Here is a 23768-nt window from a genome sequence, read left to right on the forward strand (position 1 = left end):
ATCGCATGTGCCCGGTTTACGACTGCTGCGCAGCCGAGCGGGGATGAATCCCCTCGCCACAGTCATCATTCCAGTCAAAACCGAGTGCTCCCTTCGATCGATACCGTGGCAATGGGATCCCTTGTGGCAATGCGATCCCCTGTGGCGAGGGGATTTATCCCCGTTGGGCTGCGCAGCAGACCCAAACCTTGAGAACCGGTTTCTCCAGGAGAATCGCATGTGCCCGGTTTACGACTGCTGCGCAGCCGAGCGGGGATGAATCCCCTCGCCACAGTCATCATTCCAGTCAAAACCGAGTGCTCCCTTCCATCGATACCGTGGCAATGGGATCCCTTGTGGCAATGAGATCCCTCGTGGCGAGGGGATTTATCCCCGTTGGGCTGCGAAGCAGACCCAAACCTTGAGAACCGGTTTCTACAGGCAAATCGCGTGTGCCCGGTTTACGACTGCTGCGCAGCCGAGCGGGGATGAATCCCCTCGCCACAGTCATCATCTCAGTCAAAACCGGGTGCTCCCTTCAATCGGTACCGTGGCAATGGAATTCCCTGCGGCAATGCGATCCCCTGTGGCCATGGGAACCTCTGTGGCGAGGGGATTTATCCCCGTTGGGTTGCGAAGCAGACCCAAACCTTGAGAACCGGTTTCCACAGGCAAATCCCGTGTACCGGTTTTACGACTGCTGCGCAGCCGAGCGGGGATAAATCCCCTCGCCACAGTCATCATCTCAGTCAAAACCGAGTGCTCCCTTCGATCAGTGCCGTGGCAATGCGATCCCCCGTGGCAATGGAATCCTCAGTGGCAATGGGAACCTCTGTGGCGAGGGGATTTATCCCCGTTGGGCTGCGAAGCAGACCCAAACCTTGAGAACCGGTTTCTACAGGCAAATCGCGTGTGCCCAATTTACGACTGCTGCGCAGCCGAGCGGGGATGAATCCCCTCCCCACAGTCATCATCTCAGTCAAAACCGGGTGCTCCCTTCGATCGATACCGTGGCAATGGGATCCCTTGTGGCAATGAGATCCCCCGTGGCGAGGGGATTTATCCCCGTTGGGCTGCGCAGCAGACCCAAACCTTGAGAACCGGTTTCTACAGGCAAATCCCGTGTACCGGTTTCACGACTGCTGCGCAGCCGAGCGGGGATAAATCCCCTCGCCACAGTCATCATCTCAGTCAAAACCGGGTGCTCCCTTCAATCGGTACCGCGGCAATGGAATTCCCTGTGGCAATGCGATCCCCTGAGGCAATGCGATCCCCTGTGGCGAGGGGATTTATCCCCGTTGGGCTGCGCAGCAGACCCAAACCTTGAGAACCGGTTTCCACAGGCAAATCGCGTGTACCGGTTTTACGACTGCTACGCAGCCGAGCGGGGATAAATCCCCTCGCCACAGTCATCATCTCAGTCAAAACCGAGTGCTCCCTTCAATCGGTACGGCTTTGATGGTGGCGCGTGGGCCTGATGTCGGCCCCGGCGCTGGCACGCCTTGCGCGGCGCTTGGCAATTGCGGCGCCTGCATGTCCGGCATCGCCCAGCTGCGTTCCGGTTGCAAGCCGCCCTGGGCGCGGCGCATGAAGTCGTAGCGGTTGAGGGTGATGCTGCGCCCCGCTTCGCTGTCGCGGATGATGTACGGGCGCAGGAACACCATCAGATTGGTCTTGGTGATCGCCCGACGTTCGTTGCGAAACAGCGCGCCGATGCCCGGCAGGCTGCCCAGCCACGGCACCGCATCATTGCTCTGGCTGTAGCCGTCCTGAAGCAAACCGCCGAGAACCATGATCTGCCCATCGTCGAGCAGAATGCTGGTATCAATCGCGCGCTTGTTGGTGACGATGCCCGCCGCAGTCACGCTGTTGGACGCGCGCTCATCGATGCTGCTGACTTCCTGATAGATATCCAGCTTCACCGTGCCGCCCTCGGAAATCTGCGGGCGCACGTTGAGCTTGAGGCCGACCTCTTCGCGGGTAACGGTCTGGAACGGGTTGTTGCTGGTGCCCCCGCCGCCGGTGACGTAGCTGCCGCTGACAAACGGGATGGTCTGGCCGACAAAAATGCTCGCCGCTTCGTTGTCCAGGGTCAGCAGGTTTGGTGTCGACAGCACGTTGGTGCCGCCCTTGCTCTTCAGCGCCCGCGCCAGCACTTTCAGGTCGAGAATCTTGCCGATGCCGGGGATGTCGACCGTGCCGTTGACGTAGCCAAGATTCAAACCCTGCGGCAGCACGTCGATGCTGTTCTTCGCCCCCGTATTGAGACCCGCACCACCCAGATTGGCGCCACCGATCACGCCTTTGCCGCCGAGATCACCGGTCTGCCACTGCACACCGAATTCACTGGCATCGTCCTCGCCGACCTCGACGATCAGGCTCTCGATCACCACCTGCGCACGGCGCTGATCCAGCAAATCGATAACCTCACGCAGATTGCGATACAGCGGTTCCGGCGCGGAAATCAGCAGCGTGTTGGTGGTGGCGTCAGCCTGAATCGTCACCCCGCCAGCGCTGAAGGCAACGTTCTGTTCGCTGCTCTGCGTACCGCCACTGTTGCTGCCGCCACCACCACCCTGCGCATAACTGCCGCCACTTGCGCCGCTGCCAGTCGTCGTTGAAGTGCCAGTGCTCGGCGTACTGCTCTGGCCGTTCTGCCCGGCATTGCCGCCAGTGCTGCTGCCCATCGCGCTGAGCACCGACCGCGCCGCGTCGCTGCTGCCGCTGTCGCTCTCGCCGGTAAGCAAACCGCGCAACGCCTGCGCGAGTTTCGCCGCTTGGGCGTTGCGCAGATAAACCACGTGCAGATTGCTCGGATTGCTCTGCGCGTTGTCGAGTTTGTAGATCAGGTTGCGCGCCAGCTCGGTGCGCTCGGGGCTGCCGGCGCGGATGATGATGGTATTGGAACGTGGGTCGCCAATCACGGCGATTTTCTGCGTCGGATCATTGCCCGGCGCGTCGAGCAAGTCGGCGACCATCGGCGCGATATCGGCAGCGATGCCGTTCTGGATCTGCACCACATCGGTGTCGATCGCGCTCGGCGTGTCGATGCTCTCGATCAACTGCGCGACGCGGGTGAGGTTCTCGGCGTAATCGGTGATGACCACGGTGTTGTTGCCCGGATAGGCATTGATCGGATTGTTCGGCGAAACGATCGGGCGCAGCACCGGGATCAGGTTCACCGCGTTCTCGTATTGCAGACGAAACGTGCGCGTGAGCATGCCGTTGCCGGCCGGTTTGTCGGCGCTGTAGATCGGCCCGCCGAGCAGTTTGGCGTCGGCCTCGGGAACCACCTGCGCCACGCCGCCGACATCGACCACGCTGAAGCCCTGCATGCGCAACGCCGCGAGCAGCATGTCATAGGCCTGACGGGCCGGCACCTGACCTTCCGAGACCAAGGTCAGATTGCCCTTGACCCGTGGATCGACGAGAAACTGTTGCCCGGTGGCCCGCGACAGCGCACGTACCACCGCCTGAATATCCGCCTCGACAAAATTCAGCGTCACCGGTTGCTCGCCCAACGGATTGCGCGGGATCGCATTGCTCGGCGCAACACCAGCACTGCGCCCACGCTGACTGATGTTGTGCAACTGCTTGGGCACCGGCCGCGCCTGAGCCTGCGCCCGTTCGCGATCGGCCACCGCATCGCCGCTGCGCTGGGTGTTGGCCAGCGGCCGCCCGAGTTCGCTGTCGACCAATAGCGGCGGCTGATTCTGCGGGGCCGTAGTGCTGTTGCACGCGCTCAACGCCATCAGCAACAACGGCAGCGCCAGACGTGCCGGTTTGCAGCGTGACTCCTTCATGAAGCTTCCTTAGCGCCCTGCGCCTGATCCATGCGAACGGTGCCTGACAATGTGCCGGCGGTGACATCGGTCGAGGTTTCGTTTGCGCGTCGCAACTGCGCCTCGACCACCTGCAGAGAAAGTTGTGATGGCTGGCTGAGCAGCCAGTCGAGCAGCGCATCGGCCGGCGCGGCGTCGACATTCAGCTGCCACGCGCCACCCTCCGCCGCTTGTAATTGGTAATGCCCGGCGAGCCCCGCCGCTTGCAGACTTTGCTCCAGCGACTGGCCAACGCTCTGCCCTTGCGGCCGCACATTGACGCTGCGCAACAGCACTTCCAGCGCCTCGGTTTGCGCGCGCAACTTGGGCGTCTCGCTCTGCCAAAAAGTGATCGTGGCCAACGGCGGCTTGACCAGCGTCAGCCAGATCAACAGACCGACAAGCAGCAGCGCCATGCCGCCGACCATGCGTTTTTCGCGCAGCGCCAACGGCTGCCAACGCGCCTGCAACTGGCTGCTGAGGCGCTGCCAGCGCGCACGGTAAATCGCCAGCGTCGCCCTACTCATCGTCTGCTCCGCTGTCGTCGTCTTCGTTGGTGTTTGCGCTGGATTCATCGCTCGGGCGCAGCGTCCAGCCAGCGTCATCGGCAGTGACGCTGATGCCGGCCTGGGCCAAGGTGCTTTGCCAGTCCTTGTCGTTGCCGCCACGGTTTGCATCGCTGAGCAACGCCAGCTGCAAGGCGCCGTCGCGGTAACTCAGGCGCTCGACACTGCCGGCCATGAACGGCATGCCGGTGCCTGCCTGCAACACCAGCCGATTGAAGTTCTGCGCCGGATCATCGACCGCGCCTTTTTGCCGTTGCTCGAGTTGCTGACGCGCCTGTTGCAGCGGGTTGAGAATCACCGGCAATTCGGGAAAGGCCTGCTTCACCCGCTGACTCATTTGCGTCTTGAGCTGCTGGCCCTGCCGCGCTTCGCGGGCGGCGTAGAGATTCAGGCCGACCACCCAGACCGCCACCGCCAAAGCCACACACCCGACAGCACGACCCCAGCCTCGTTGCTCGCCGCCGGTTTGCTGCAGACCTCCGTGCAAACCCCAACCGGGCAAGGGGCCGATCCAGCGTTGTGCTGATCCGGCTTCAAACGATGCCTCATCAACTTCGTCACCGAGCAACGGCTCAACCTGCGCACTGTTCAAACTCTCGCGCCGGAGCAAATGCCCGTCCGCCACACAAGCGACAACCCCCGGCAGCACTGGCAGGCTGTACGGCGCCGGATACAAACCGCGCAGCGTCAACCCCGCCTGCTTGAGTACCGCAGCCAGACGCTGCAAGTGCTGCCGCGCCACCCAGGCGATTTGCACCTGCCCACTCGCATCACGAGGACTGTGGCCGATATGCATCTGGCTGCTGTCGCCGAGCATCAACGCCTGCGCCGCACACTGCACAGCGGCCGCCGTTTTGTTCGCGGGCAGCGGCGGCAGATCAATGCTGGCGAGCAGGCTGTCGGCCGGATGCAGAAAACACAGCAGCGGTGGTTGCTTCGGCCGTTGCCCCAACTGACTCAAAGTGAGCCGTTCCTCACGGCTGACCTGCCCCTGCCGATCCAGCCAGGCGCAGCTCACTTTGCTGTGCAACTCCAGCTCCGCCAGCGGCGGCAACGCAACGCGCAACTGGCTCATGCGCCCACCCGCGACCAGATCACCTGCGGCAGCCGATCCTCGCTGCGGTGCAGCAAAGCGTCGAGACTGACCCGGCGCTGATCACGCCGCGCTTCACCGCGCAAACGAAACCAGTCACTGGTGATGCCGACCTTGACGCTGCTCATTTCCAGCTGCGGCATGCGCAAGCGGTTCACAAAATCGCCGCGATTGATAAACCAGCGCCCGGCGTCACGCTCGGCAATCAACGCCGTCGCCCGCTCCAGCGAAAGCCCCGGCACATACGCCGCCAGCACCTGCGCCGTCGCGGTGTTGCCGTTGATCCACGTCGTCGCCGGAATCACCGTCACGTACGGCGCCAGTTGGCCGATCAGCGCATCGGTCACGCCTTCGACGCTGCGCAAATCATCCAGCGTGCGCAGCATCGGCACCTTCGGCGGTTGCGGTTTGTGATCGGCATCCGGCGAAGTGGCGCGGCCACTGTCGAAACCGGCTTTGCCCGTCGCACCAATCTGCGCATTCAGCAGATGCGGATAACCGGCAATCACCCGTTGGCGGATGCGCTGGCCGACAACGGCGCTCACACCGATCAACTCGCACAACCGCTCGAACGCCTGCACCTGCGCCTCATCGATGCGCTCATTGGCGACCAGATTGCGCAGGTTGAACTTGCCCTGCTCGTCCTCCAGCCGCCCGGCAAAACCCGCCGCCAACAACGGCTGCGCCCAAGGCTGATCACGCCGGGTCAACGGATCACGCAGGCGCGCATCCCACAGCAACTGCCGGCTGATCTCCAGACCACCCTGCGCGACCCAACGCCCCTGCACCCGCTGCTGATCGGCCTCCAGCGCCCGGGTCGCCATGCTCTGACGCGTCAACATCCCCGCCGCAATCACCGCCACCACGGCGGCAATCAACAACGCGCTGATAATCGCCATGCCCCGTTGCTTCGCCCCGTTGAGCGAACCTGTGTTCACGGCCGGCCTTACAACTGCCAGGAACCGATATCGGCATTCACGCCATCGCCGTCAGGCTGGCCATCGGCGCCGAGGGAAAAGATATCGACCTCGCCATTCGCGCCCGGGTTGAGGTACTGATAAGGCCGGCCCCACGGGTCATTCGGCAAACGCTCCAGATACGAACGCCAGTTGCTGTTCTTCGCATCCGCCGGCCGCTCGACCAACACCTTCAGCCCCTGATTCATGCTCGGATACGTGCCGTGATCGAGGCGATACAACTTCAACGCCTGCATCAACCCACCAATATCCTGCTTCGCCGCCGTCGCCCGCGCCTGATCCGGCCGGTCGAGCACCTTGGGCACCACCATCGCCGCCAGAATCCCCAGAATCACCACCACCACCATGATCTCGATCAAGGTAAAACCCTGCTGCCCACGCGGCATGCGCGGCGACTGACTGAGCGTGTTCAAAGGTGCGATATCCATCTCGACATTCCCTGGCTTGATCCGAATTCGACGCGCAGTGTTGCAAGAAGATATGTCAGGGATGTTGAAAATCCTCGGGTGTTTCCGTCGTCAAGCCGTCAAGGACGGGGGTTAGCGTCGAGGGCTGGGTTTTGCTTTTAGGCCATGTATGCGCGCGCGAACGCGAGAGGAAGGATTCACCCTGATTGAAGTGCTGGTGGCACTGGCGATCATCGCCGTCGCCATGTCCGCCGCCGTGCGTGTGGCGGGGTTGATGACGCAGAGTAATGGGCTGCTGCGGGATCGATCGATTGCGCTGATTGCCGCGCAGAGCCGGATGGCTGAGCTACGGCTGGAAGGTCGATTGCCGAATGGGGTGAAGGCTGTTGAATGTGATCAAGGGCGGCTTATGTTGCGCTGCGAACAGGTGATCGCCAGCGTAGAGAATGGCCGACTGCTCAGGATTGGAATCCAAGTATTCGACCGCAACCAAGATGCGCCGCCATTGGCCAGGTTGGAAACCTTACTGACCCGCCCACCGTAGGAGCTGCCGAAGGCTGCGATCTTTTGATCTTCCCTCCCGCAACAAACACAAATCCCCCTGTGGGAGCGAGCCTGCTCGCGAAAGCGCCAGCCCAAACAACAAATCAACCCGCTGGCGCCCCGCACATCACATCACCCCGCCACCTCCAAATTATCCATCACCCGATTCACCGCCAGCTCCCCCAACATGATCAGTTGAGCAACCCCCAACAGCGCCCGCCGCTGCGGCGCCGGCAACAAACTGGAAATGTCCTGAGCAATCGTCTTCGCCGAAGCAAGCGTTTCACTAGCATCAGCCAGCAGTTCTTCATTCTTGGTATCCGCCGTCACCGCATACATCCCACGCGCCTTGCGCGGCGGAGGCAGGAGATTGTTTGGTGACAGGTAATGATCGAGTGCGCGGTCAGCGGCTTCGTGGAGTTTGTTGGAATCTAGGGATTCGTACGGGGATGTGGGATCGGTTTCGGGCGGGTTGGGGGTTGGTTTGATCATCGTGAAGCTCCTTGATGACTGGAGCCGCCACTGTTCGCGGTCAAACAAACAGGGTGGCAGCTGTACGCGGGTTGACCGACCGGACATCAAGGAATCCGGCACACCCGAAGGTGTCCCACGCACAGCCACCGCAACAGAATTTCAGACAATGCCTGAACAGGTGCAGAACGCTGGCGCGCCTTGATATTGGGCGGACGGTCAAATCCGATCGCTGGTTCGTCAGCGACCGCACCACAATAGATCCCGCCCCATAGGCGCACAAGCCGGCGGATTCTGGCGTAGCTGTAGGCAAAGGCGCAAGGATATGTAGCCTTGTAGCGTGACTGTAGATGTCTTTTAAACATTCGTGTTTATGAGCCTCAATCGCGCCCCGCTTGGCGGGACAGGTGCGCCCCGGATCGGCCTGTCAAGCTGACTTTTACCCTTGAGAACGGCAGCTTTCGGCTAAAAGCCGTCGTTCGCCATCAAGTTAATGCGATTGATGAAAAACAAAGAATGAATGCGCAGTTGGCCATCAAAGCTTCAACTCAGCCAGTGCCTGGCAGGTCGTTCGACACTGCTCGCGGAATCAAAAATCCTGCATCATAGGAGGCGCATCGTGTCGTCCCATGTTGTTTTCTAACCATTGAAATAATGGATCCTTTATTGTTCATTGTCTCGTCAGCGCCAGGAAGATCGAGCGGCTTCAAGACTACCCCTGACAAAAATGTCAGGGTCGCCTAATGCAGTAAATTGGCTATCCTTAAGAGGATAGCAAGATTGCGCCTATGATCCCCCGCTGCCATGTATTTTGAAGCCTGCAGCCAAAGACGGCTGGATGCCCTAATTTCCATATGACTACTGAACACCGAAGATGTTATATGTACGAGGAGGGATGGGCACTTTTGCGCAAGTAGAGCGCTCCGCGCCAACAGTAAAATACAAGGATAACCTTGAATGGAATATTTAACAGCTAGACACATTGAAAATTCCTGCGTGATTACAAACCCAAACTTGAGCAGAGATTTTAATCGCAATTGCAATTGCAATTGCAATTGCAATTTGGCGAAAAGGCAAAAAAACCAATAGAAAGGTGCTCAATGATGAATTATTTTAGCACTCTTCTGTAAGTACATAAAAAGATAGTGACCTCAATCTGCGGAGCGTCGAACGTATGAAGCTGGATAAGTTAAGTTATTTAAAGGTCGCACTTGATGAAGAGTTTACACAGCAGAATATTAAATGCATGGTTCACTTCAAGACCGAAGACCAATGGGTTGAATTGGATGGTGGGAGCGTATCCACATCCATAGCTCAAGGGTTGGAAAAGGCAAAAGGAGAAACTACGGCTTTCCATACTGCCAGCAGTTTGACCGCGCGATATTATCTGCAAGAGTATGATGCAGTTGTTTCGTTGACTTTCGGTAAGTCGCCACGAGCCGAGACGCGCAAAAGATACAGGGTGGCGATAGAAAAAATCCAAGAAGGATCGTCAAACGCCTATCGTGTATCTCACCACTCACTAACACATTTACTAGCAAAGGATGCGTTTCGAGATATCCTTAAAGCTTCATTGAGTAAGATAGAGGATAAATCATCGTCCGACTTTGAGGCTCAGGAAATTGAACAGCCAACCATTTTGGCTGTGATGGCTTTGGATATTGATTATTTCAAGCAGGTCAATGACACTTGGGGGCATTTATATGGAGATCAGGTACTTAAAACATTTGGAAAACGCCTGGAAAAATGTGCTTCACACATCAAGATATCTGCACCGTCATCGACAATTTTTATCGGACACCCCTCGGGTGAAGAGTTTTTGATAATGATGACTGCAAACGCTTCAAAGGAACAGTTTTCTTTATGGGCAAATCAATTCAGGACTTGTATATGCGACGATGTGCTCCCGACTGATCTTGAGTGGCAGTGGCTCACCAGGAGCGACAATCTTTCCGCATTGACTCCACCTCCTATTACTGATCGTGGAGTTTCAACAAGCATAGGAATCGCGTTTCACACCAGCATTGCTCAGATAGATTTCGATGAGGACCCCTCGGCAGGCTTGCTTGATTTAGCTGATACAGCGCTTTATAGAGCCAAAGCAGCAGGCCGAAATCAAGTTATATTTTACGATGACATACTATCTAGTTGCGGGAAAATTATTGAGCACAATTTGAAGACTGGCGTGGTAGCAATCGATATAGGATCTAACGTCGGAGTTAATGCTGGTCAAGAGTTTAAAGTTTACCACCCCACTTTTACAGGCAAGACGAAATTCACTATTAATGACGGGCGAACGACCCGAACACTGGGGATTTACCCAAGGGTTGAAAGCAGCCGGATTGTGGTATTTAATGCCCAGCCTGAAATATCGTTTGCATTCATTGATGCAGCAGAAAATACCAAACTAGAACTTGAAGCTGGCTCATACTTAGAAGCTATACCTGCCGGGAGCATCGGGCATTTGCTTCCTAATACGTCAAAATACTTGGCCACTGACCCAGAGTCAATTAAAAGCGCCGACATAACCACGCTACAAAATTATATAGAAGATCAGGTTGAGAACTCTAATTCACCATTCGCAATCGTTGTGCGATTTACGCGCGAAGGGGAGTACCTAAGAAAGTACGGCACAGCAGCTTTAAACAAGGCCTTGGCGAGACTTTACAGAGGGGCGCAAGTTTCATTTTCACCTAGAAACATCATTGCAGTTCTAGATAGCGGTTCGATTTGCATCGTTGGTGCTGGGGATACATATAGCGAATCCACCTTATCATCTTTCACCAAAGAAATCGCAATGGAACATCCCGCCCTAGAGGTTACGGCAGGTGTGTTTTGCGCTGATGACCTCGCTACTGTGAAAGAAATGAATAATATAGATCTAGAACCGCAGGGAGCAATAGAGCTTGCAAGATTCTCGGCTTCTGAATCAGCGCGGCAAAAAAACAATCCGATATGTCATTTTAGTCTAAAGATGGCATTGAGAGCACTTCAGGAGTCACGTAAGTCCCAGCTATTTGATGTCGCTTATACAGACTTTAATCGACTTATCAAATTGGGAGTAGAAACAGCTCCGATATATAACCTCGGAGGGTTAGTCGCAGGACGCCTAGGTCTTGATCAAAAAGCACTTAGCCATTATCAAATTGCGATTAATAAAGACCCATCCAAAGCAATATACAAAACAAACTATGCAATAATAGCTTTGAAAATCGGGGAAATTGATCTTGGCCTCAAAATGCTAAGTTCTCTGACTGTTGAGGATATGGAAAATTTGGAGATGACACATCCTTATGGTTACTTTGCATACGCAAGCCTACTAGCCAAAGCGAAACTATCAGGTTCGCACCTCTTCAACCAAGAAGTATTTTCAGCGATAGCAGATCGCGCCATAAATTTTCCTGAAGCAGAACATCTTCAAACTGCAGTAAGAGAAATAAAAGAAGTGCTAGCTGAATAGTCCGACTATACTCAAGTGTCTGATTGATTTTCTCGTTACAGACTCACGCATCAATCTTGTAGATTATGCGTGAGACTTTGAAATAACAGTTCTATTGGGCTTAGCTTACATATCGCGAGCAGGCGCTTCCGAGCAGAGGCTGCCGCTCGCAACGGACATAAAAAGGCGCGCCAAGAGGTATGTTCTACAGTCAAGCAAACCATCACCGACCTCTTGGTGAAACTGAACCAGTTATACGTCGATCAGTAAAAACTAGTTTCGTGCTGCAGAGAATAATCATGGATGCGCTCCATATGAATCAAAACCTAAAATCCCTTTCACAGCTACGAACATAGTAGTAACTTTGCTCACGTAAATTCAGAGCATCTGAGGGCGACAATGTAATAACCATACTAATTCTCAATACGCAATGTTCGCTATTATTTGGGGCGGTGCATTTTCATATCACTCCTCCATAAAACTGAACGTCCGCTTCTGGCCGAAAGCTGCCGGTTGCGATGATAGTAATCGGCAACTCGAGTTGTTTACACAAATCCTGAGGTGTCGAACGGCGAGGCTTTTAGTTTAATACAAGCATCTAGAAACAAGCTCCCCAGCGGAGAGATTTTAACGCCGCCGCGAATTACTCTAGCTTCATATTCGGTTTTTTCTGAAATACCGAGGAGTATTTTTTGGGTTTCTTCGCCACTTTCCAACCTAGCATACCCATCAGAATCGTGTAGACCATATACAGACAGAATCTCTATAAGCCCCAGACGCCGCAAATTGTCTATGTAGTAAGGGCTCATGTTAGGTAGTTCGCACTGTGCATCATCACCAAGGAAATTTATTAGTATCGTGTGGTCGTACCCCGCATTGTTTTCCTTGGATTCTGCTCGAATAGTTATTATTGGGAAAGCATTTCTATCTAAAAACAATTTCATTATTTTCGCTTCATCAGCCGTCATCTGGCGAATAATTTCAACGAAGGCAGGATGAGAAGATTCTGCTGTTGCTTTATCCATGGCTGTGGCCAAAAGATTGGCATATAAATCACTAAGTGCTTCTTGATGACCGATGTATCGAAGGGCATCCAATGCGGGCCCTGCCACATTAAGCTTAGGCGGTATTATGTCTTCAACCGGTGTATCTTTAAGCTTTTCCGCTACTTTTGTCGTCACAAATTTACTAAGTTGATCGTAACCCCAAACTAGAGTGCTAAGAGGTGATAATGCGATATTCACGGTCTTAGCTACAGTGTGTAATCCTTTCCCGATCTCTCGAACGGAGGGCTGCAGCAAGTCTTGATAAATTGGAACTTCTTTGACTAAGCCTGTGACTGCATCAATCGTGCTTTTGACATTGTCTGAATCGGACACATATTTCTCCCAGTGTTCATATGAGTGATTATTGTGCCATGCGTGCGCGGAATACGCACCGCTATATCCTTCTCCCTGCCAGTTCGCTAACTTGCGCGCAGTTGTCTTGAGTGAGCGTCCGCTTTTGGCTGATAGCGGACAAAGGTAGAAGCTAACGCTAAGACCTCGGGGTTGTCCCTTTTCCCACTTTACAACTCGGACCGCATCAACCTCGGCAAACCCACCCCCTCCCCCAACCTCTCCACCCCCAACCGCACCCTCTCCCCACCCCGCTCAATTACCACCCCATCCCCCTCAACCCCCACCAACTTCACCCCAACCCCAACCTTCTCCCCCACCAAAAAACTCCTCGGCGCGCCATCATTCAAACTCAATATCGCCACCGTCCCACTCCCGCCCGCGATCACTCCACTCACCTTGATATCCACCGGCGCGGTCTCATTGGAGAACCACTGCAACGCCGGGCTATCACTCCTCGCCGCGAGCACTTGCGGGGTGGCTGCGGGGGTGTGGGATTCCGCCGAGGTCAGCAGCAGCGACGACCACGTCGCGACGCCCACCAGGGCGGCGAGCAGTGCCAGGGCCTGGACGGTTTGCGCCGGGGTAATCCGTGCGGTGAGTTTCATGGGTTGTCGCTCCTTGTTGTCCCTGCTGCCAGCCTACGCGGCAATTCTCTCCGTTTTATTTCACATGCCTTACATGTTCGCCGGGCACGATGGGGTGGGACGCCAAGGAGCGCGTGGGTGATGAGCAGGCAGCAGGGTTTTACGTTGATCGAGTTGATGGTGGTGCTGGTGATTATTGGCATCGCCAGTGCGGCGATCAGTTTGAGTATCAGGCCCGATCCGTTGCAGTTGTTGCGCAAGGATGCCGAGCGGGTTGCGCAGTTGTTGCAGGTGGCGCAGGCGGAGGCTCGCGCGGATGGGCGGCCGATTGTGTGGGTGGCGGATGCCAAGGGGTTTCGCTTTGGTCGACGTGGGGATGGTGGCGTGGGGTTTGAGTCGTTCAAGGAGGATGCGCAGTTGCGGCCGCGTGTGTGGCAGAGTCCGAAAGTGGAGGTGCGTGTGGAGCCCCGGCAGACGGTGGTGCTGAATGCCGAGTGGATCAATCCGCCGTTGCGGCTGGTTTTGTCGGATGGGGCCAATCGGCTGAGTGTGCTGCGCGATGGCAGTGGGCGGATCAGTATTCAATGAAGACTCAGCAAGGGTTCACTCTGATTGAGGTGATGGTCGCGATTCTGCTGATGGCGGTGGTGAGTCTGATTGCCTGGCGCGGGCTGGACAGTGTGACGCGGGCGGACAGTCATTTGCTGGCGAGCAGTGAGCAGAGCGATGGGTTGTTGCGCGTGTTGAATCAGTTGCAGCGGGATGTGGACATGCGCGCGGGGGTCGAGTTGAGCGAGCCGCGCAAGGTCGGGGCTGAGGATGAGGCGCCGACTGCGCCGCCGGCGGTGACGGTGCGCAGTAGCGACAGCAAGGGGTTTCGGCTGGACATTATTCGTAGCGCGGCGGATCAGCCGGGGGCGTTGCAGCGGGTACGCTGGTGGGTCAAGGGGGATACGTTGTATCGGGCGGTGGCTGAGGCGCGCAGTCGCTATCCGTTGCCTGCGCCTGGGAATGGGGTTGCAGTGTTGAGTGAGGTGAGTGATGTGCAGGTGCGGGTTTGGGAGGTGGATAAGGGATGGCGGCAGTTGAGTGGCAATCGGCGGGAGGATCCGTTGGGGTTGGAGATTCGGTTGAGTCGGGGGACTGTGCAGGGGGTGGAGAAGTATCGGCAGGTGATTGGGTTGTTGCAATAATTTGGCGGTCACCAAGCAAATGTGGGAGCGAGCTTGCTCGCGATTGCGGTGGGTCAGTCGATGTTTTTGCCACTGGGAGATCGCTTTCGCGAGCAAGCTCGCTCCCACAATTGGGTTGTGGGCGGTCAGTTGCAGGTTGGGTGGCTGTTAGGCCGTCATCGCTGGCAAGCCAGCTCCCACAGGGATTGAGTGCGACCGGAAGATATTGGTCAGTTGGGTAGCCGCTCTCGCGGGCAGGCTCGCTTCCATAGAAAGCAAGATCAAAAGATCGCAGCCTTCGGCAGCTCCTACATTGGGACTGGGTGTAGGCAGTTGTGAGGTTGGGTGGCTGTTAGGCCGTTATCGCTGGCAAGCCAGCTCCCACAGGGATTGAGTGCGACCGGGAGATATTGGTCAGCTGGGAGACCGCTTTCGCGAGCAGGCTCGCTCCCACAGGAAGCAAAAGCAAGATCAACAGATCGCGGCCTTCGGCGGCTCCTACATTTGGGTTGGGTGTAGGCAGTTGGGGATTGGGTGGCTGTTAGGCCGTCATCGCTGGCAAGCCAGCTCCCACAGAAGGCAGGATCAAGATCAGAAGATCGCAGCCTTCGGCAGCTCCTGCATTTGGATTGCGCTGGGCTTTGGTTAGCTGAGCACTACGACGCCGCCGGGCAGTTCGGTGCATTTGACGCCGTACGCATCGCGGATCAGCAAGGCGACGCCGGCGAGTTGGTCGAGGTTGAAGCGGGCCTGGACGCGGCGTTGGCCGAGTTCGCGGTTGAGTAGCAGGAGCATGCCGGGGCGGTAGCGGTTGATTTCGTCGATCATCTGGCTGAGGGTCGCGCCGTTGAACACCAGCACTTGTTGGCGCCAGTTCATCACGGCGGCGGTGTCGACGGTTTGCACGGTGCCTACCTGACCTTTGTCGTAGGTGATTTGCTGGCCCGGTTGGAGGCGCAGGCTACGGCCTGCAACGTCCACTTCGACTGCGCCGTCGAGGCAGGTCACGCAGACTTGCTGATCGGTGTTGCGCAGGTTGAAGCGCGCCTGGCTGGCGCGCAACCACCCTGCTCCGGCCTGCATTGCCAGTGGCAGGCGTGCGGTTTGCACTTCGACTTCACCGCTGACCAGTTCAAAACCTTGCGCGCCGTTTTCGACGCTGCGCTGGTTGATGCGGGTCTGGGTGTTGAGTTCGAGGCTGACGCCTTGTGCCGGTTCGACCCGGCGTTGCTGGCCGACTTCGGTGATGTAGTCGGCGCCCAGTCCTTCGAAGCCACCGGGAATGGTGCCGCGCACCAGGAGGAATGCGGCGGATGCGGCAATCGCGCCGCCGAGAAATGCCCGCCGACCGAAGCTGCGTCGGCCCTGCAACGCTTCGGCGGCCGGTTGCAGGTGATGCCATAGCCGCTTGGCTTCTTCGAAGGCCCGGGCGTGTTCGCCACTCTGCGCGCACCATTCGCGCAAGGCGCGGGCGTCGGCAACGGTGGCACGGCCCGAGGTCAGCAGGATCAGCCAGTCGTGGGCTTCGCTGTGCAGCAACTCGGTGGCCGAAGGCTCGGCGGGTTTCAGTCGAAAGATGTTCAAACGCGCAAATTCTCAACGGATTAATCGGGTCACTATTCGCTAGACGGTTTTCCGGCCCCGCGACCGAACCGCTGAAACACTTTTCTTTCAAGTTTCGCTGCGCAGAAGCCCAACGCGGCTTTGATTTCCTTCTCGACCATGCGCGTGGAAATGCCGAAACGCTGTGAGATTTCCAAGTGCGGCGCCTCTTCCAGCCGCGCGGCGATGAAGATTCGCCGACGCCGTGCGGGCAGTTCGTACAAGGCGCTGAGCAGGGCCTGCATCTCCTTTTGCCCACCGACCACCCGCGCCGGGTCGAGGGCCTCGTCGCTCAGTTGCAGCAGTTCCTCGACTTCGGTGCCGGTGAGCAGGCGCGCATCGGCCTGACGGCGATCGGCGGCGATGTTCAGGGCCATGCGATACAGGTAGGCGTTGGGCTTGAGCAGGTTCGGCGGGGTCTCCATGCGATCGACCCGCAGCCAAGTCTCGTGCAGCACGTCATTGGCCAGGTCCTCGGAGCCGAGGCGGCGGCGCAGGCGCACGCGAAAATCCTCGTAGGAGCTGAGGAACAGCTGGCCCATCACGCTTTGTCCGGCGTCTTTCATCCCCCGGAAACTCCTTCCCATCTCGTGCATTCCATGCGTTTCCCTGACGACTCCGGTAACAACAGCAACGTGACCGGCTGGCGCAAGGCGCTGGGCGTCGGCCGATCGATTGTGAGGTTGCGAAAACTTTCCACCAGCGCGTTATCGCGCCGTACATCGCCGGTCGAAGTGACCAACCGGTTGTGCTGCACCACGCCGTCGCGCCCGACCCACACCTGCAACACCGCGCGATAACTGCCCGGCCGTGTCAGCGGCGAGCGGCACAGCTTGCGCTCGATCGCCGCTTGCACCGCCGTCGCATAACTGCGGTTGACCGCGACAGCGGCCGGCGTGGGTTTGTCCGTCGGCACTGGCAGGTCTTCCACCTGCGCCGCTTGTAGAGTGAACGCGTCGGCGCGGGCATAACGCGCCATCAACCCGGTGCCGCCGAGCAGATGGCGCAAGGCGTCGGCGGCGGTGAATTCGCCATCCACGGCGAGGGAGCGACGGCCCCGGCTCAACTGGCTGTCGACCAGCACCGCGACGCCGGTGGCGCGGCTGTATTGATCCAACGCCCGGGCCAGCTCCTGCGCCGGGATGTGCAAGGTCATGCGCATGTCCGCCGTTGCCGGATCAGCCTCGGCTGCGCTGGCCAGCAGACCGAGCAGCCACCCCAGACCAGCGCGGCGCACAAGCGTCGCCGAGCGCTGAAGACTGATCCGCGAACTGCCTCGCTGCACGACTGGCGCACCCCTGAAAATCGCTATCCTGCGGGGCATTTATGACTCTGGTATGACGGGCGGTGCAAAAAAACCATCACGGGTTTTGCCCCGCGCTTGCACTAGACTCAAACCCATAGCGGCCCAATCGGGCGGGCCAGGAGGCGGACATGAAAACGCGGTGGATGTGGGTCTTGCTGATGACGGTGGGCGCGGCGCAGGCCGAAGAGCCGCTGGGCTGTGTCGAAGTCACGGTCGGCGGTTACAAGGCGCCGAATTACGATTGCCTGAGCCAGCAGATGGGCAACAATCCCGACGGCGCGGCGGCGGCGCAGAAGAACATGGAAGCGTTAAATGTGCCGGTGCACAAGCGCGCGCCGAATCAGGTGGGGCTGGCGACACCGGCGGCGACCAGTACGCGGATGGGCAATACATTTGGCACCTCGGTGAAACCGCAGCGGCCGGCGAATTAGGCAAGGTCAACATCAAAAGATCGCAGCCTTGGGCAGCTCCTACAGCGAAATGCGCATGAGCCCATGTAGGAGCTGCCGAAGGCTGCGATCTTTTGATCTTCAGTCACTCGGGGTCTGGCGGAAACTCACTGCCAACCGATTCCAGCTGTTAATGGTGCTCACCGCAACCGTCAAATCCACCAGTTCGCCTTCATCAAATTGCTCGCGCGCCTGCTGGTAGACGTCATCCGGCACGTGGCTTTCGGCCAACAGCGTCACCGCCTCGGCCCAGGCCAGCGCCGCGCGTTCGCGGGGGTTGAAGAAGTTGCTGTCGCGCCACACCGCGATCGCGTAAAGGCGCCGATCACTCTCCCCGGCTCGCCGCGCGTCCACCGAGTGCATGTCGGTGCAGAACGCGCAGCCGTTGAGCTGCGAGGCGCGGATCCGAATCAGTTGCAGCAGCGACGCTTCGATACTCAGGTTGCTGGTCAGCGCCTCCATGGCAAGCATCGCTTTCATCGCCTTGGGCGACGCGTTGTAGTAATCCAGACGCAGGGACATGGCGCGGCTCTCGGCAGGCGGAATAATGAGTTCACGGTAAGGGCTGTGCAGGCTGTGTTACAGCCCCAATTCCACGAATTTCGGCTGCACCACTGAACCTCGGCCAAACGCAATACCTGTGGGAGCGAGCTTGCTCGCGAAAGCGGTTTCCCAGACAAATATTCATCCACTGCACCACCGCCATCGCTGGCAAGCCAGCTCCCACAAGGTTTAACGTCGTTCACAAGATTTGTGCACGCCGCAAAAACTGTGGGAGCTGGCTTGCCAGCGATAGCGGAGTGTCAGACAACGAATCTGTTCAATGACACACCGCCTTCGCGAGCAGGCTCGCTCCCACAGGGACTTGCGCCAATTTGCGGTTTTTACTCCACGCAACTACTGCCAAAAGCCCAACAACGCTAATCTGACCGACACTTCACTCAACACCCGGGAGCCTCGTCGGTATGGAACTTCATGTCGTGATCAACGGCCGCAAGGATCTTGCCGGTCAGTTGTATCAGCAGTTGCGCGCGGCGATTGAATCCGGGCGATTGGCGGCGGGTACGCAGTTGCCGCCGAGCCGCTTGCTCGCCGAGCAATTGGGCATCTCGCGCAAGACCATTTCCGACACCTATGCGCAGCTGACCTACGAAAATTTCCTCACCGGGGTGATCGGCAAAGGCACCTATGTCAACGCCCGCCCGGCGCAGGTGCAGCGCAAGCAGAGCCACACCGAGCTGGCCAGTGCCGAGGTGATCGAGAGTTGGCGCAATCTGCCGGTGTTCCTCCGTCACCCGACGCTGGAAGGTTCGCTGCGCTACGACTTCATCGGCGGCGCCACCAGCAAAGGCCAGTTCCCCCACGACGACTGGCGCCGCTGCGTCGCCCATGCGATGCGGCAGATGGCGCAGTCGAAAGGTTTCTACAGCGTCGCCGAAGGCTTGCCGGCGCTGCGCAATGCGATCGCCCGGCACATCGCCTTTTCCCGTGGCATCAATTGTCAGGACGAGGACATCGTCGTATGCAACGGCGCGCAACAAGCGCTGGACCTGATTGCCCGCGTACTGACCCGCCCCGGCAGTCTGGTAGCGATGGAAGATCCCGGCTATCCGCCCGCGCGCTTGTTGTTCGGCACGCACGGCGCCGAAGTGGTCGGGGTGCCGGTGGATGCCGAGGGTATTCAGGTCGAGCAGATTCCCGATGGCACGCGGCTGATTTACGTCACGCCATCGCATCAGTTTCCGCTGGGTATGGCGATGAGTCAGGCGCGCCGCGAGGCCCTGCTTGCCCGTGCCCACGAGCTCGGCGCGATCATCATCGAAGACGATTACGACAGCGAATTCCGCTACGAGGGCCGGCCCACCGATTCGCTGTACAACCTCGATCAGCGCGGTATCGTCGCCTACGTCGGCACCTTCTCGAAAACCCTGCTGCCGGAGTTGCGCCTGGGCTACGCGATCCTGCCGCCGTCGATCATCGAAGCGGTGATTCGCGCCAAACAGCTCACCGATTTGCACGCCTCGACCCTGCCGCAATGGGCGCTGGCCAAGTTCATCGCCGAGGGTTGCCTGCTCAAGCACATCCGCCGCTGCCACACGATCTATGCGCAACGTCGCGAACGGATCCTGGAGCGCATGGCGACGGATCTGGCGCCATGGCTGCAAGCCGTGCCGGCCAGTGCCGGGTTTCACATGGCGATGTTCTGCAAGGTGCCGATCGACTTGCCGCTGGTCATCGAGCTGGCAAAAAAGGTCGAGGTCGGTCTTTATGCGATCAGTGGTTTCTACTACCAGCAGCCGGCGAAAGAAGGCCTGTACTTCGGTTTCGGCGCCATCGAAACCCTGGACATCGATATTGCTCTGGATCGCCTGCGCGACATCCTCGAACAGCTGTCATGAGCCGTTGGTATAAGGCTTTTACCGCCGATTGGTTATTGGTGATTCATGGCGGCAGGCCTATTCTGCACAGGCGTTATCCCTCAGTGAGCAGGATTCGTCCGGCCTGATTCAGGAGTGTGAGCAATGTCCAACGAAGTGATCAACACGGTTGAGGTCAAGGCCGCTGCGGGCCGCTCGGAAGAGCTCGGCAAGCAATTGCAGAAGATCGTCGACACCTTGCGCGAAACCCCGGGCTGCGATTCCTACCTGGTCGACCGCTGCCCCGAGGACAGCCACCGCTGGACGGTCAGCGCGCGCTGGCAGTCGGAAGCGGCGATGCAGGCGCATTTCAACCGGCCCGAGGCTCAGGGGTTTATCGACCTGATCGATAGCCGGCTGGCCAATAGCGTTGATTTCAACAGCTTTCCCATCGTCTGATATGCCCCATTCGCGAGCAGGCTCGCTCCCACATTGAAATGCGATCAACTGTGGGAGCGAGCCTGCTCGCGAAGGCGATTTGCGCCGCACCGAAATCCTTCCGAGGCCAATTGGTCACCTGATCTTCCCGAATATTGGCCGTTTGAACCGGCCACATTGCGGCCTACTGTGATTACACCCCAACCATCACAGGTAACCCGCCATGAAAGCCCTGCCCCTCTTCGCCGCCGCCCTTGTCTTCACCCTTTCCGCTTCGGCAATGGCTCACGACCCATCCGAGAAAGTCACCGTCCTGCAGGAACAACTGCTGAAAAACGCCCCCGGCAAGAAAGCCATGATGATCGAAGTCGATTACAAGCCCGGCCAGTCTTCGATCGCACACAAACACGAGGGCACAGCGATGGCTTACGTGCTCGACGGCGAGGTGATTTCACAGGTGAAGGGCGAAAAAGCCACCACTTACAAGAAGGGCCAGTTCTGGTACGAGCCGGCCGGTTCCGAGCATCTGGTGTCGAAAAATGCCAGTTCGACCAAGCCTGCCAAGTTGCTGGTGTTCATGGTGCTGGCCCCGGATGAACAGGTGCTGATCCCGCTGGAAAACTGATGGCTGCCTGATCAGCCATAAACGAAAGGCGCGAATCGAGCATTTGCGCCTTTTTTATTGCCTTGGGGCATTAACTGCAAACGCTTAAAGCCAATAAAACTAACCTCGCACAGGTTATTCAGCCAACGGTCAGGCCGGCAGGTTTACCCTGAATATCCGCCGATATCTTCGGCCCGTGCACACTCATCGACAGACCTTGTTTCACGGGAGAAACACCATGAAACCTGCGCTTCCCGCCCTGCTGGCGATTTCCGTTTTGCTGCTCTCTGCCTGCTCTGTTCCCACTGCCCCGCAAGCCGTCTCATCCCTCGACACGCTGCTGCCGCACCCGACCGGTCGCAGCGCTGCCACTTTGGTCAAGAGCGGTCCTGGCGTCTCGCTAGGCGTGATTTACAGCCCCGGCACCCAGGCCAATCGGCAATACCTGCGCGAGTACCAGACGAAGGCCGGCACCGGTTTTGGTCAGAGCCTGCTGGTGCAACCGATCCACGACGCCTACGTCGCCAGCTCCAGCCCGGATCGCGCGGTCGAGTGGGTCAACGCTTCGCTGCAACGCCAGTTCGGCTCGGTGACGGTGTACCCGGACATGCAAAGCCTGCGTGCCGCCAGGCCGGATGTGGTGGCGATCGTCGATACCCATAGCCAACTGATCACCTCGCGCAGCTCGGATATCCGCGCGGATGTCAGTGCCGATTTTTACGATGCGCAATTGAACTACATCGGCACAGCAAAGGGCTCGCAGGCGCGGGAACTGACCCCGGTGTGGGCGGACTTCAAGCGCTCGGAAGAGATCGTGGCGGATATCAATCAGCAGGAGGAATTGCAGCTGGCGGCGTTGCACGAGTTTGACCGTTCGCTGAGTAATCTGGTTGTGCGGCCGGGGGAGAAAGTGTCGATGCTTGAGGGTAAACCAGCTCAAAAGTTGTATTGAATGTAAGTGCCTCTTCGCGAGCAGGCTCGCTCCAACATTTGGAATGCGATCAACTGTGGGAGCGAGCCTGCTCGCGAAGGCGCCAGACCAGACACCACAAAAACCCTCAGACATTAAATCCTCGCCAAGACTGGCCATCCCTTCTTCCAAATCCACAATCATCCCCCGTTGTCCACTGTCAGCTTTGACAGTGGACAGCTTGGCCGCAACCTCCCCTAATACCAGCACTGCGTTGATTTGGCCGGTGCATATCGACTGATCGCTTTACGCAACAACTGCGTACTCGAGGAGCAGATCATGACTGGAGCCAAAACACCCGGCGTGCATAAACTGGACCCCACTTTCGGCCCGCGAAAAAATGGCCTCACCTGGTTCAAATTTCCCGAGCATGAAAATGGCTCGGCCGAGGGAATCACTGTCGCGCCTGACGGCAAGCTGTTAATCGCCGGCCATGTCGGTAACAAGTTCTCCATCGTGCGATTGAACGCAAATGGCAAACAGGACACTTCGTTTTCAAAGGACGGCGTGGCCAGCGGTATTTTCGCCCCTGGTTACAGATCCTTTGGCGGCAGTGTCACCATTCTTGGGAACAAGAACCTATTGCTTGACGGTTTCTTTTATCTACATGAAAAGGCACAGGCGCAGCGCGGCCTGGCAATGTTTCGCAGTGACGGAACGCCCGACACCCGATTTGGCGATGACGGTGTAAAACTCGTTGATCCGATTCCTTTGCCTGTCCTCATCCCTCCCGACATGCAACCGAGGCAAAACCGGACCACGGCAGCCGACTTGAGTGGCCGTTCCATCGAACTGGACAATGGAAAACTGATGGTATTGAGCAACCATCGATACTCCGTCAATGACCAATGCGGCCTTTTGATCAGGCTGCAAAGCAACGGCGATCTGGATACTACCTTTGGTAAAGGTAAGGGATACGTTGCGATTCGATACCTCGCGAACTTCACGTGGACAGGGCCAATGATCCGACTCCACGATGGCAAATTTGCCATCGCAGGAAACGTTTCAGGCAATTTCGGCTATCGCGCAATGATTGCCCTGTTCAGCGCCGAAGGTGAACCCGTCCTTGAGTTCGGCGACAAGGGTTATGCGCTGTTTGACGACCTGGACACCTTCAGCCAGATAAACGCGCTCGTCGAAATGCCTGACGGCAATATTGTGGGAATCGGCAGCGCTACCGACGAATCATATGTCAGCAAGGGTGTGCTTGTTTGCGTCAATCGCAAGGGAGACTTCGTTCAAGGCTTCAATCAAGGCAAGCCTGTCCAGACATCTTGGCCAAACGCCCGTTACGGCATCCAGTGGACTTCCGGCAAGCTGCGAGATGGCGGGCGCATCATAGTGCTTGCCAGCACACACGGCGAAGAAAACTCCGAAATTGTCATTGCTCAGTTCAAATCGGACGGACGTCCAGACGATTTTGCGGATAACGGTGTGCTTGTCATCAATCTGACCAACGTTCTCGACATGGGAGAATCCATAGCTCTTCAGAACAATCGGATTGTCGTATCCGGAACTTCATTGCCCTATCCTGACGGCGTGCGCTCCTTCGCCTTCCGCTGCGCTGATACGTTCTGAATGACAGACAAG

The 23768-nt window shown here is 57.8% G+C and carries 22 protein-coding genes; 10 read left to right on the forward strand and 12 right to left on the reverse strand.

All coding sequences use genetic code 11. From position 1 onward, the window contains the following. Positions 1-1400 precede the first annotated feature (1400 nt). The 5 genes from gspD to gspG are packed head-to-tail and all read right to left on the reverse strand — an operon-like array spanning position 1401 to position 6864. On the reverse strand, positions 1401-3782 hold the full coding sequence (gene gspD, locus PS14A_RS13760) for a type II secretion system secretin GspD (protein ID WP_212616484.1): 2382 nt from the start codon (positions 3780-3782) through the stop codon (positions 1401-1403). Then, the gene (gene gspM, locus PS14A_RS13765; RefSeq protein ID WP_212616485.1) at positions 3779-4327 is read right to left on the reverse strand and encodes a type II secretion system protein GspM; all 549 of its coding nucleotides are present in this window, start codon (positions 4325-4327) and stop codon (positions 3779-3781) included. Before gspM ends, gspD begins: the two co-directional genes overlap by 4 nt. After that, positions 4320-5441 (reverse strand): type II secretion system protein GspL, encoded by a 1122-nt coding sequence (gene gspL, locus PS14A_RS13770; RefSeq protein ID WP_212616486.1) that lies wholly within the window; start codon positions 5439-5441, stop codon positions 4320-4322. Before gspL ends, gspM begins: the two co-directional genes overlap by 8 nt. Then, positions 5438-6358 carry a type II secretion system minor pseudopilin GspK gene (gspK, locus tag PS14A_RS13775; RefSeq protein WP_212616487.1) on the reverse strand — a complete coding sequence of 307 codons (921 nt, stop codon included), beginning with the start codon at positions 6356-6358 and terminating at the stop codon, positions 5438-5440. Before gspK ends, gspL begins: the two co-directional genes overlap by 4 nt. Before the next feature lie 47 nt (positions 6359-6405). Then, positions 6406-6864 carry a type II secretion system major pseudopilin GspG gene (gene gspG, locus PS14A_RS13780; RefSeq protein WP_076562599.1) on the reverse strand — a complete coding sequence of 153 codons (459 nt, stop codon included), beginning with the start codon at positions 6862-6864 and terminating at the stop codon, positions 6406-6408. A gap of 148 nt (positions 6865-7012) precedes the next feature. Between gspG and gspI the strand changes: the two genes are divergently transcribed. Beyond that, entirely contained in the window at positions 7013-7387 is a 375-nt protein-coding gene (gspI, locus tag PS14A_RS13785; RefSeq protein WP_212616488.1) for a type II secretion system minor pseudopilin GspI, read from the forward strand. Between the two features lie 131 nt (positions 7388-7518). Here the strand turns inward: gspI and PS14A_RS13790 are convergent, their stop codons facing one another. Continuing rightward, a complete protein-coding gene (locus PS14A_RS13790) occupies positions 7519-7878 on the reverse strand; it encodes a DUF6124 family protein (protein WP_016774969.1) in 360 nt (119 codons plus the stop codon). 1153 nt (positions 7879-9031) lie between these two features. Here PS14A_RS13790 and PS14A_RS13795 point away from each other — a divergent pair. Continuing rightward, on the forward strand, positions 9032-11317 hold the full coding sequence (locus tag PS14A_RS13795) for a GGDEF domain-containing protein (protein ID WP_212616489.1): 2286 nt from the start codon (positions 9032-9034) through the stop codon (positions 11315-11317). Between the two features lie 524 nt (positions 11318-11841). Here PS14A_RS13795 and PS14A_RS13800 read toward each other — a convergent pair. Together PS14A_RS13800 and PS14A_RS13805 are read right to left on the reverse strand one after the other, a co-directional pair. Further along, positions 11842-12675 carry a DUF4393 domain-containing protein gene (locus tag PS14A_RS13800; protein ID WP_212616490.1) on the reverse strand — a complete coding sequence of 278 codons (834 nt, stop codon included), beginning with the start codon at positions 12673-12675 and terminating at the stop codon, positions 11842-11844. Positions 12676-12863: 188 nt separating this feature from the next. After that, the gene (locus PS14A_RS13805; RefSeq protein WP_212616491.1) at positions 12864-13301 is read right to left on the reverse strand and encodes a type II secretion system protein N; all 438 of its coding nucleotides are present in this window, start codon (positions 13299-13301) and stop codon (positions 12864-12866) included. Positions 13302-13421: 120 nt separating this feature from the next. Here PS14A_RS13805 and PS14A_RS13810 point away from each other — a divergent pair, with 120 nt between their 5' ends. Together PS14A_RS13810 and PS14A_RS13815 are read left to right on the forward strand one after the other, a co-directional pair. Then, the gene (locus tag PS14A_RS13810) at positions 13422-13868 is read left to right on the forward strand and encodes a GspH/FimT family pseudopilin (RefSeq protein WP_212616492.1); all 447 of its coding nucleotides are present in this window, start codon (positions 13422-13424) and stop codon (positions 13866-13868) included. After that, complete coding sequence (locus tag PS14A_RS13815) at positions 13865-14473, forward strand: prepilin-type N-terminal cleavage/methylation domain-containing protein (RefSeq protein WP_212616493.1); 609 nt, start codon at positions 13865-13867, stop codon at positions 14471-14473. Before PS14A_RS13810 ends, PS14A_RS13815 begins: the two co-directional genes overlap by 4 nt. Before the next feature lie 624 nt (positions 14474-15097). On the opposite strand, the gene PS14A_RS13820 is transcribed toward PS14A_RS13815, so the two are convergent. Genes PS14A_RS13820 through PS14A_RS13830 form a run of 3 tightly spaced genes read right to left on the reverse strand, consistent with a single transcriptional unit; the run spans position 15098 to position 17339 of the window. Next, complete coding sequence (locus PS14A_RS13820) at positions 15098-16036, reverse strand: FecR domain-containing protein (RefSeq protein ID WP_212616494.1); 939 nt, start codon at positions 16034-16036, stop codon at positions 15098-15100. 32 nt (positions 16037-16068) lie between these two features. Continuing rightward, positions 16069-16620, reverse strand: a complete 552-nt coding sequence (locus PS14A_RS13825) for an RNA polymerase sigma factor (RefSeq protein ID WP_095180176.1) — start codon at positions 16618-16620, stop codon at positions 16069-16071. Continuing rightward, positions 16617-17339: a secretin and TonB N-terminal domain-containing protein gene (locus PS14A_RS13830; protein WP_212616568.1), complete on the reverse strand. Its 723-nt coding sequence runs from the start codon at positions 17337-17339 to the stop codon at positions 16617-16619. Before PS14A_RS13830 ends, PS14A_RS13825 begins: the two co-directional genes overlap by 4 nt. Positions 17340-17503: 164 nt before the next feature. On the opposite strand from PS14A_RS13830, the gene PS14A_RS13835 reads away from it, so the two are divergent. Further along, the gene (locus tag PS14A_RS13835; RefSeq protein ID WP_224787249.1) at positions 17504-17791 is read left to right on the forward strand and encodes a hypothetical protein; all 288 of its coding nucleotides are present in this window, start codon (positions 17504-17506) and stop codon (positions 17789-17791) included. Positions 17792-17890: 99 nt separating this feature from the next. Here PS14A_RS13835 and PS14A_RS13840 read toward each other — a convergent pair whose 3' ends face one another. Beyond that, positions 17891-18331, reverse strand: a complete 441-nt coding sequence (locus PS14A_RS13840; protein WP_212616495.1) for a carboxymuconolactone decarboxylase family protein — start codon at positions 18329-18331, stop codon at positions 17891-17893. 443 nt (positions 18332-18774) lie between these two features. Here PS14A_RS13840 and PS14A_RS13845 point away from each other — a divergent pair, with 443 nt between their 5' ends. The 5 genes from PS14A_RS13845 to PS14A_RS13865 all read left to right on the forward strand — a co-directional run bounded on the left by PS14A_RS13845 (position 18775) and on the right by PS14A_RS13865 (position 23756). After that, complete coding sequence (locus PS14A_RS13845) at positions 18775-20208, forward strand: PLP-dependent aminotransferase family protein (RefSeq protein WP_212616496.1); 1434 nt, start codon at positions 18775-18777, stop codon at positions 20206-20208. A 123-nt stretch (positions 20209-20331) separates the two neighbouring features. Then, positions 20332-20625 (forward strand): putative quinol monooxygenase, encoded by a 294-nt coding sequence (locus tag PS14A_RS13850; protein WP_129999486.1) that lies wholly within the window; start codon positions 20332-20334, stop codon positions 20623-20625. A gap of 202 nt (positions 20626-20827) precedes the next feature. Then, on the forward strand, positions 20828-21229 hold the full coding sequence (locus tag PS14A_RS13855; protein ID WP_212616497.1) for a cupin domain-containing protein: 402 nt from the start codon (positions 20828-20830) through the stop codon (positions 21227-21229). A gap of 217 nt (positions 21230-21446) precedes the next feature. Then, complete coding sequence (locus PS14A_RS13860; protein WP_212616498.1) at positions 21447-22160, forward strand: ATPase; 714 nt, start codon at positions 21447-21449, stop codon at positions 22158-22160. A 297-nt stretch (positions 22161-22457) separates the two neighbouring features. Next, a complete protein-coding gene (locus tag PS14A_RS13865) occupies positions 22458-23756 on the forward strand; it encodes a hypothetical protein (RefSeq protein ID WP_212616499.1) in 1299 nt (432 codons plus the stop codon). The last annotated feature ends 12 nt before the right edge of the window (positions 23757-23768 follow it).

Source organism: Pseudomonas sp. 14A (assembly GCF_018132745.1).
In the GTDB taxonomy this organism is placed as follows: Bacteria; Pseudomonadota; Gammaproteobacteria; order Pseudomonadales; family Pseudomonadaceae; genus Aquipseudomonas; species Aquipseudomonas mercuritolerans.

Coding starts and splice junctions, on each gene's coding strand:
- gspD (WP_212616484.1), bottom strand. CDS start 3,782: ATGAAGGAGTCACGCTGCAAACCGGCACGTCTGGCGCTGCCGTTGTTG.
- gspM (WP_212616485.1), bottom strand. CDS start 4,327: ATGAGTAGGGCGACGCTGGCGATTTACCGTGCGCGCTGGCAGCGCCTC.
- gspL (WP_212616486.1), bottom strand. CDS start 5,441: ATGAGCCAGTTGCGCGTTGCGTTGCCGCCGCTGGCGGAGCTGGAGTTG.
- gspK (WP_212616487.1), bottom strand. CDS start 6,358: ATGGCGATTATCAGCGCGTTGTTGATTGCCGCCGTGGTGGCGGTGATT.
- gspG (WP_076562599.1), bottom strand. CDS start 6,864: ATGGATATCGCACCTTTGAACACGCTCAGTCAGTCGCCGCGCATGCCG.
- gspI (WP_212616488.1), top strand. CDS start 7,013: ATGCGCGCGCGAACGCGAGAGGAAGGATTCACCCTGATTGAAGTGCTG.
- PS14A_RS13790 (WP_016774969.1), bottom strand. CDS start 7,878: ATGATCAAACCAACCCCCAACCCGCCCGAAACCGATCCCACATCCCCG.
- PS14A_RS13795 (WP_212616489.1), top strand. CDS start 9,032: ATGAAGCTGGATAAGTTAAGTTATTTAAAGGTCGCACTTGATGAAGAG.
- PS14A_RS13805 (WP_212616491.1), bottom strand. CDS start 13,301: ATGAAACTCACCGCACGGATTACCCCGGCGCAAACCGTCCAGGCCCTG.
- PS14A_RS13810 (WP_212616492.1), top strand. CDS start 13,422: ATGAGCAGGCAGCAGGGTTTTACGTTGATCGAGTTGATGGTGGTGCTG.
- PS14A_RS13815 (WP_212616493.1), top strand. CDS start 13,865: ATGAAGACTCAGCAAGGGTTCACTCTGATTGAGGTGATGGTCGCGATT.
- PS14A_RS13825 (WP_095180176.1), bottom strand. CDS start 16,620: ATGAAAGACGCCGGACAAAGCGTGATGGGCCAGCTGTTCCTCAGCTCC.
- PS14A_RS13835 (WP_224787249.1), top strand. CDS start 17,504: ATGTGGGTCTTGCTGATGACGGTGGGCGCGGCGCAGGCCGAAGAGCCG.
- PS14A_RS13840 (WP_212616495.1), bottom strand. CDS start 18,331: ATGTCCCTGCGTCTGGATTACTACAACGCGTCGCCCAAGGCGATGAAA.
- PS14A_RS13845 (WP_212616496.1), top strand. CDS start 18,775: ATGGAACTTCATGTCGTGATCAACGGCCGCAAGGATCTTGCCGGTCAG.
- PS14A_RS13850 (WP_129999486.1), top strand. CDS start 20,332: ATGTCCAACGAAGTGATCAACACGGTTGAGGTCAAGGCCGCTGCGGGC.
- PS14A_RS13855 (WP_212616497.1), top strand. CDS start 20,828: ATGAAAGCCCTGCCCCTCTTCGCCGCCGCCCTTGTCTTCACCCTTTCC.
- PS14A_RS13860 (WP_212616498.1), top strand. CDS start 21,447: ATGAAACCTGCGCTTCCCGCCCTGCTGGCGATTTCCGTTTTGCTGCTC.
- PS14A_RS13865 (WP_212616499.1), top strand. CDS start 22,458: ATGACTGGAGCCAAAACACCCGGCGTGCATAAACTGGACCCCACTTTC.